This is a genomic window from Pantoea sp. R102, assembly GCF_004916815.1.
GTDB lineage: Bacteria > Pseudomonadota > Gammaproteobacteria > Enterobacterales > Enterobacteriaceae > Pantoea > Pantoea dispersa.
The window spans coordinates 1-6,437 of record NZ_SDFT01000242.1 but is presented as its reverse complement, the minus strand read 5'-3'; the positions used below and the strand labels follow the sequence as shown (position 1 = coordinate 6,437).

Annotated in this window: 6 protein-coding genes; 2 read left to right on the top strand and 4 right to left on the bottom strand. The window is 58.0% G+C overall.

Annotation, left to right across the window (positions count from 1 at the left end):
* A partial coding sequence (locus ERD80_RS20765; protein WP_136548378.1) for a PQQ-dependent sugar dehydrogenase occupies positions 1-1,065 on the bottom strand: 1,065 nt, incomplete at its 3' end.
* A gap of 113 nt (positions 1,066-1,178) precedes the next feature.
* Entirely contained in the window at positions 1,179-1,814 is a 636-nt protein-coding gene (locus ERD80_RS20760; protein WP_021508393.1) for a carbonic anhydrase, read from the bottom strand.
* Between the two features lie 307 nt (positions 1,815-2,121).
* Between ERD80_RS20760 and rimO the strand changes: the two genes are divergently transcribed.
* Positions 2,122-3,447 carry a 30S ribosomal protein S12 methylthiotransferase RimO gene (rimO, locus tag ERD80_RS20755; protein WP_021508396.1) on the top strand — a complete coding sequence of 442 codons (1,326 nt, stop codon included), beginning with the start codon at positions 2,122-2,124 and terminating at the stop codon, positions 3,445-3,447.
* On the opposite strand, the gene ERD80_RS20750 is transcribed toward rimO, so the two are convergent.
* Positions 3,444-3,893 (bottom strand): DUF4385 domain-containing protein, encoded by a 450-nt coding sequence (locus ERD80_RS20750; protein WP_021508397.1) that lies wholly within the window; start codon positions 3,891-3,893, stop codon positions 3,444-3,446. The genes rimO and ERD80_RS20750 overlap by 4 nt on opposite strands.
* Before the next feature lie 116 nt (positions 3,894-4,009).
* Here ERD80_RS20750 and ERD80_RS20745 point away from each other — a divergent pair, with 116 nt between their 5' ends.
* Entirely contained in the window at positions 4,010-5,677 is a 1,668-nt protein-coding gene (locus tag ERD80_RS20745; RefSeq protein WP_136548377.1) for a methyl-accepting chemotaxis protein, read from the top strand.
* Between the two features lie 127 nt (positions 5,678-5,804).
* On the opposite strand, the gene ERD80_RS20740 is transcribed toward ERD80_RS20745, so the two are convergent.
* On the bottom strand, positions 5,805-6,437 hold a 633-nt coding region (locus tag ERD80_RS20740), incomplete at its 5' end, for an ABC transporter permease subunit (protein WP_136548375.1).

Here is a 6,437-nt window from a genome sequence, read left to right as displayed (position 1 = left end):
CAGCACATACAGATAACCATCCGGCCCCTGACGAACATCGCGGATGCGTTCGCCACGGTCACCCAGCAGCCGCTGCGCCTCTTCGACCTTCTCGCCGTTAACGCGGAGACGGATCAGACTTTTATCTTTCAGCGCACCGATAAACAGCGAGTTTTTCCACTGGGGAAAGCGCGCGCTATTGTAAAACGCCATGCCGCTGATGGCCGGCGATTGCTGCCAGTAAAACAGCGGTTGCTCAGTGCCGGCAACGGCGCTGCCCTGCGCTTCCGGCACTTTCTGCCCGCTGTAATCAATGCCGTATGTCGCCAGCGGCCAGCCATAATTTTTGCCCTTCGCCGCCAGGTTCACCTCATCGCCGCCGCGCGGGCCGTGTTCACTCTCCCACATCTGCTGCGTCCACGGATTAAGCGCCAGCCCCTGCGGATTGCGCACGCCGTAAGACCAGATCTCCGCGCGTGCGCCCTGACGATGGTTAAACGGATTATCCGCCGGCACCTTGCCGTCCTGCGTCAGGCGGACAATTTTGCCCGACAGTTTGTCCAGCTGCTGCGCGCTGCGGCTGGCAAAGTTATCGCCGAACGCGATGTACAGATAGCCCTGGCGATCAAACGCCAGCCGCGTGCCGATGTTGGCACCGCCGGAGAGTTTCGGCGTTTGCTCCAGCACCACCTTAAAATCCTGCAGCTGACGGAGATCTGCGCTGAGCGTGCCGTAACCCACTACACCGCCCGCGCGGCCGGTGTCATCGGCGGTGGTATAACTGAGCCACACCCGACGGCTTTGCGCGAAGTCCGGCGCCAGCACCACATCCAGCAGACCGCCCTGGCGGTTGGCCCACACGTTGGGTACGCCGCTAATCGGCTGCGATAGCCCCCGGCCCGGCTGCCAGCTGCGCAGCTGTCCGGAACGTTCGGTAATCAGCAGGGTTTGCTGGTCGGGCAGAAACGCCACTGACCACGGATGATCGAGCTTGTCCTGTAATACCTGCACCTGGACATCAGCCGCCAGCGCGGTAAAGGAACCGCTGAGCGCGCCAGCCAGCAGCGCAACACGCCATAAACGCATGGGATTCTCCTTTTCACAGTCTGCCGTTAAGGGTAGTCAGCCAGTTAGAAAGGATGTGCAGGATTTACAAAACATTAAGCCCGGCGCAGTGGCCGGGCTTGTAGCAGGCAGGATTATTCGAAGCAGGTTTCCGGGTTTTCCGACAGTGAAATGAAGGATTCACCGCCTTTGGTCAGGGCAATAATGCCGCCGCTTTCAATATCATAAACCCAGCCGTGCAGGCGCAGCTTGCCTTTGCGCAGCGCGACCGAAACGGAAGGATGCGTTTTGATATTGTTGAGCTGGGCAATCACGTTCTCTTTCACCATTTCGTTGAGGCGTTTCTCAACTGATTCGTAGTTGCGCTCTTCCACCACCGCTTTTGCCGCATTGGCGTAGTGCAGCCAGTGATCAACCGCCGGCATGCTCTCGAGATCGGCGTTGGACGCAATCGCGTTCATCGCACCGCAGTTGGAGTGGCCACAAATGATAATTTCGGTTACGCCCAGCGCGACCACCGCGTACTCGATGGTTGCTGACACGCCACCCGGCTCCGGACCAAACGGCGGGACGATGTTACCAGCGTTACGGATCACAAACAGCTGGCCCGGCTCCGACTGTGTCACCAGCTCTGGCACCAGACGGCTATCCGAACAGGAGATGAATAAAGCTTTAGGATTCTGGTTGGACGCCAGACTCTTGAAAAGATCCTTCCTTTCAGGAAACACATTCTGTTGAAAATTCAGAAAACCTTTGACGATCTCTTGCATTTGTCTGCTCTCACATTATCCACTTCTGCCCCGGCAGAGAGAAACTCACCGCTGGCGCGCTTTAAAATTCTGTAATGTCGATAATAACTTACAATTATCAACCCGATATTTAAGCAAAATCGACCCGCTTGCACAACCCGGATGTCCGCCACCCTGTGACTATTGAACGTGGGTTACCCTCAGCAAGCATAGCGTTAACATCAATTTTTGCCGCCGATCAGATTCTCACGCAGCCTATACATTTTCCCCGTCAACCTCTGTACAATCGCGCTCCTGTCCACCTTAATTATGATGAATTTTTATCCTTATGAGCCATGTCAAAAATCCGCCGCGTGTAGGCTTCGTCTCTCTCGGCTGCCCAAAAAACCTCGTCGACTCTGAACGCATCCTGACGGAACTGCGGACAGAAGGCTACGACGTGGTGCCACGCTACGATGATGCGGAGATCGTCATCGTTAACACCTGTGGATTTATTGACAGTGCCGTACAGGAATCACTGGAAGCGATTGGTGAAGCGCTGAACGAGAACGGCAAAGTGATCGTCACCGGCTGCCTCGGCGCCAAAGTGGATCAGATTCGCGAAGTGCATCCGAAAGTACTGGAGATCACCGGCCCGCACAGCTACGAGCAGGTGCTGTCGCACGTGCACACTTACGTGCCAAAACCCGAGCACAACCCGTTCCTCAGTCTGGTGCCGGAACAGGGCGTGAAGCTGACGCCGCGCCACTACGCTTACCTGAAAATTTCCGAAGGCTGTAACCATCGCTGCACTTTCTGCATCATTCCGTCAATGCGTGGCGATCTGGACAGCCGTCCGATTGGCGCGGTACTTGATGAAGCTAAACGTCTGGTGGAAGCCGGCGTAAAAGAGCTGCTGGTGATCTCGCAGGACACCTCCGCGTACGGCGTCGATGTTAAACACCGCACCGGTTTCTGGAACGGTTCGCCGGTGAAAACCAGCATGGTCAGCCTGTGTGAGCAGCTGGCAAAACTCGGCGTCTGGGTGCGTCTGCACTACGTTTATCCGTATCCGCACGTGGATGATGTGATCCCGCTGATGGCCGAAGGCAAAATCCTGCCTTACCTCGATATTCCACTGCAGCACGCCAGTCCGCGTATCCTGAAGCTGATGAAGCGTCCGGGCGCGGTTGAGCGCACGCTGGAGCGCATCAAACGCTGGCGTGAAATCTGTCCGGAGCTGACGCTGCGTTCCACCTTCATCGTGGGTTTCCCGGGCGAAACCGAAGAAGATTTCCAGATGCTGCTCGACTTCCTGCGTGAAGCACGCCTCGATCGCGTTGGCTGCTTCCAGTACAGCCCGGTTGAAGGCGCCACGGCTAACCAGCTGCCGGATCAGGTACCGGACGACGTCAAGCAGGCGCGTTTTGACCGCTTCATGCAGCTGCAGCAGCAGATCTCCGCAGAGCGTCTGCAGGAGAAAATCGGTCGCGAGATTCTGGTGATCATTGATGAAGTGGATGAAGAAGGCGCGGTCGGCCGCAGCATGGCCGACGCCCCGGAAATCGACGGTGCGGTGTACCTGAATGGCGATCGCCAGGTGAAGGTCGGCGAAGTGGTGCGCGTTAAAGTCGAACACGCCGACGAATACGACCTGTGGGGCACGCGCGTTTAACCGTACTTTTGCTGGTGCGCTTTTTTGCGCGCCAGATAATCGTTATCGGCGCGCAGCCGGTCCCAGCACGCTTTGAATACGGCCGCCGCAGCGGCCTTTTCTTTTTCTACCGTCCGCGGCAGCTCTTTGCCGTCAGCACCGTATTTCCGTCCGCCCTGATGATTGCTGTAGCGGCGCGCGCGGGTGTAGCCCATCTGAATAAATTTGCGCGCCATATCCATACCGACAAAATCATCCTGCGCGCGATACGCCTCGAACAGCTGCATGATTTTTTCTGATGACTGCTGCGCCAGCTCGACGGTGCGAAAGCGCCAGTGCGGCAGAATTTCGCTCTTATAAGGTTCCACCATCAGCACCCCCTGCTCGCCGCGCCCGACCTGATACAGCTCCGGATGCTGACGGAAGTCGAGCTGTTTAAAATCCTGCTGGTAATTGAAGGGTTTCATCCCCTGGCCTCCTGTCCGTAACCATTACTGCGGTGAATTATTTCGCTGCCGCACTTTAGTGATGCTTTTTTCCACCGATAACATAACTACCGGCTCATTTGCTAAGAGATGCTCACATGTTCAACAAGATGAAAATTGTGACCGCCATTGTGGTTATTCTGGTGGTATTCACAGCCATGCAGGCCATATCCGGCTCGCTCTTTTTCTCCTCGCTGCGCGCGGGACAACATAATTTCACCGCCAGCAATCAGTTGTCTCATCAGCAGCGCGAGCTGGGCGACGGCTGGCAAACGCTGGTGAAAACCCGCGTCACCATCAACCGCGTGGCGATCCGTATTCTGAAAAATCAGACTGACGAGCAGTCGCTGGCGGCGATCAACAAGCTACTGCTGGCAGCCGGTGCCTCGCTGGAAGCGGCGCAGCAGCACTTCAATCAGTATAGAAGCTATCCGCGCATCGACGGCCAGAGTGCGTCGACCGCCGATCTGATCGACAATAAATTCAAAGCGTTTGCCGCGCTGCTGCAGCAGTCCGCCGTGTTTCTGAAAGCCAATAACTACGCGGCCTACGGCAACCTCGATGCGCAGCAGGCGCAGGATGAACTGGAACAGGCTTATCAGCAGTGGCGCGATGAAAACATGCAGCTGATTAATCAGCGCAGCCTGCAAAATGACAGCAACTATCAGCAGGTGCTGATCATGATTGCCGTCATCGCGCTGGTGGTGGTGCTGATGGTGGCGGCGGTATGGACGCTGGTACGCCGCGTGCTGCTGGCACCGATGCAGCAGGTGCAGCAGCAGATCGAGCGCTTTGCCGAAGGCGATTTGTCAGCCAGCCTGCAGGTGGCAGGCCGCAGTGAAATGGCGGCCATTGCCGCCAGCCTGAATCATATGCAGCAGGCGCTGCTTGGTACCATTAATAACGTGCGCGACAGCGCGGATGCCATTTTTGGCAGCGCCAGTGCCATCGCCAACGGTAATAATGATCTCTCGGCGCGGACCGAACAGCAGGCTGCCTCACTGGAAGAGACCGCCGCCAGCATGGAACAGCTGACCGCGACCGTGAAGCAGAACGCTGACAACGCGCGTCAGGCCACGCAGCTGGCGAAAACCGCGTCGGACACCGCCGATAAAGGCGGTAACGTGGTGGAAGGCGTGGTGAAAACCATGCGCGACATTGCGGACAGCTCGAAGAAAATCGCCGACATCACCAGCGTCATCGACGGTATCGCTTTCCAGACCAACATTCTGGCGCTTAACGCCGCGGTAGAAGCGGCGCGTGCCGGTGAGCAGGGGCGCGGCTTTGCGGTGGTAGCGGGCGAAGTGCGCAACCTGGCCCAGCGCAGCGCGCAGGCGGCGAAAGAGATCAAACTGCTGATTGAAAACTCCGTGCAGCGCGTGGACCTCGGTTCGCAGCAGGTCAGCAGCGCTGGCGATACCATGCAGGAGATTGTCAGCGCGGTGACGCGCGTCACCGATATCATGGGCGAGATTGCCTCGGCCTCCGATGAGCAGAGCCGCGGTATCGACCAGATTGGCCAGGCGGTGAATGAGATGGATCGCGTGACGCAGCAGAACGCCACGCTGGTGCAGGAATCGGCCAGCGCCTCGGCATCGCTGGAGCAGCAGGCCAGCCGATTGTCATCGGCGGTGGCGCGTTTCAACACCGGCGCGCGCGCGCCCGCTGCGGTAACCGAGCGGGTGGTGAAACCGGTGCTGCCCGCCCCGACCCGCGCCCTGCCCGCAGCGGTGAGCCACGGTAACGACAACTGGGAAACGTTTTGATGCGCTGAAGTGTTAATAAAATCAGTGGCCTGATTAAGAGTCATGCGCCAGGCATTGCAGTTATCGTAGCGGCGCAATTTATTGCGCGATGAATCGCGCCGCTACAACTGCAATACGGTGTTCACCCTCAGCTCTTCAGTTTCGGGTCCAGCGCATCGCGCAGGCCGTCGCCCAGCAGATTGAACGCCAGCACGGTGAGAAAAATTGCCAGGCTGGGGAAGATCGCCACGTGCGGTGCAATCACCATATCGGCGCGCGCCTCGTTGAGCATCGCGCCCCACTCCGGCGTCGGCGGCTGCGCGCCCAGGCCGAGAAAGGACAGGCTGGCGGCGGTGATGATCGAAGTACCAATACGCATGGTGAAATAGACCACAATCGACGACACCGTGCCGGGCAAAATATGACGCATGATAATGGTCCAGTCGGAAGCACCAATACTGCGCGCCGACTCGATATAAGTCTGATGTTTCAGCACCAGCGTATTGCCACGCACCAGACGGGCAAATGCCGGAATACTGAAAATCGCCACTGCCACAATCACGTTGCTCATGCCACTGCCCATGATCGCCACCACCGCGATCGCCAGCAGGATGCCGGGAAACGCAAACAACACATCGCAGATGCGCATGGTGATGCGATCCCACCAGCCTTCGTAATAGCCCGCCAGCAGCCCCAGCACGGTGCCGATCACCGTGCCAATCGCCACCGAGAAGAAGCCAGCGATCAGCGAAATGCGCGTCCCGACCAGCACCCGGCTGAA

Coding starts and splice junctions, on each gene's coding strand:
- ERD80_RS20760 (WP_021508393.1), bottom strand. CDS start 1,814: ATGCAAGAGATCGTCAAAGGTTTTCTGAATTTTCAACAGAATGTGTTT.
- rimO (WP_021508396.1), top strand. CDS start 2,122: ATGAGCCATGTCAAAAATCCGCCGCGTGTAGGCTTCGTCTCTCTCGGC.
- ERD80_RS20750 (WP_021508397.1), bottom strand. CDS start 3,893: ATGAAACCCTTCAATTACCAGCAGGATTTTAAACAGCTCGACTTCCGT.
- ERD80_RS20745 (WP_136548377.1), top strand. CDS start 4,010: ATGTTCAACAAGATGAAAATTGTGACCGCCATTGTGGTTATTCTGGTG.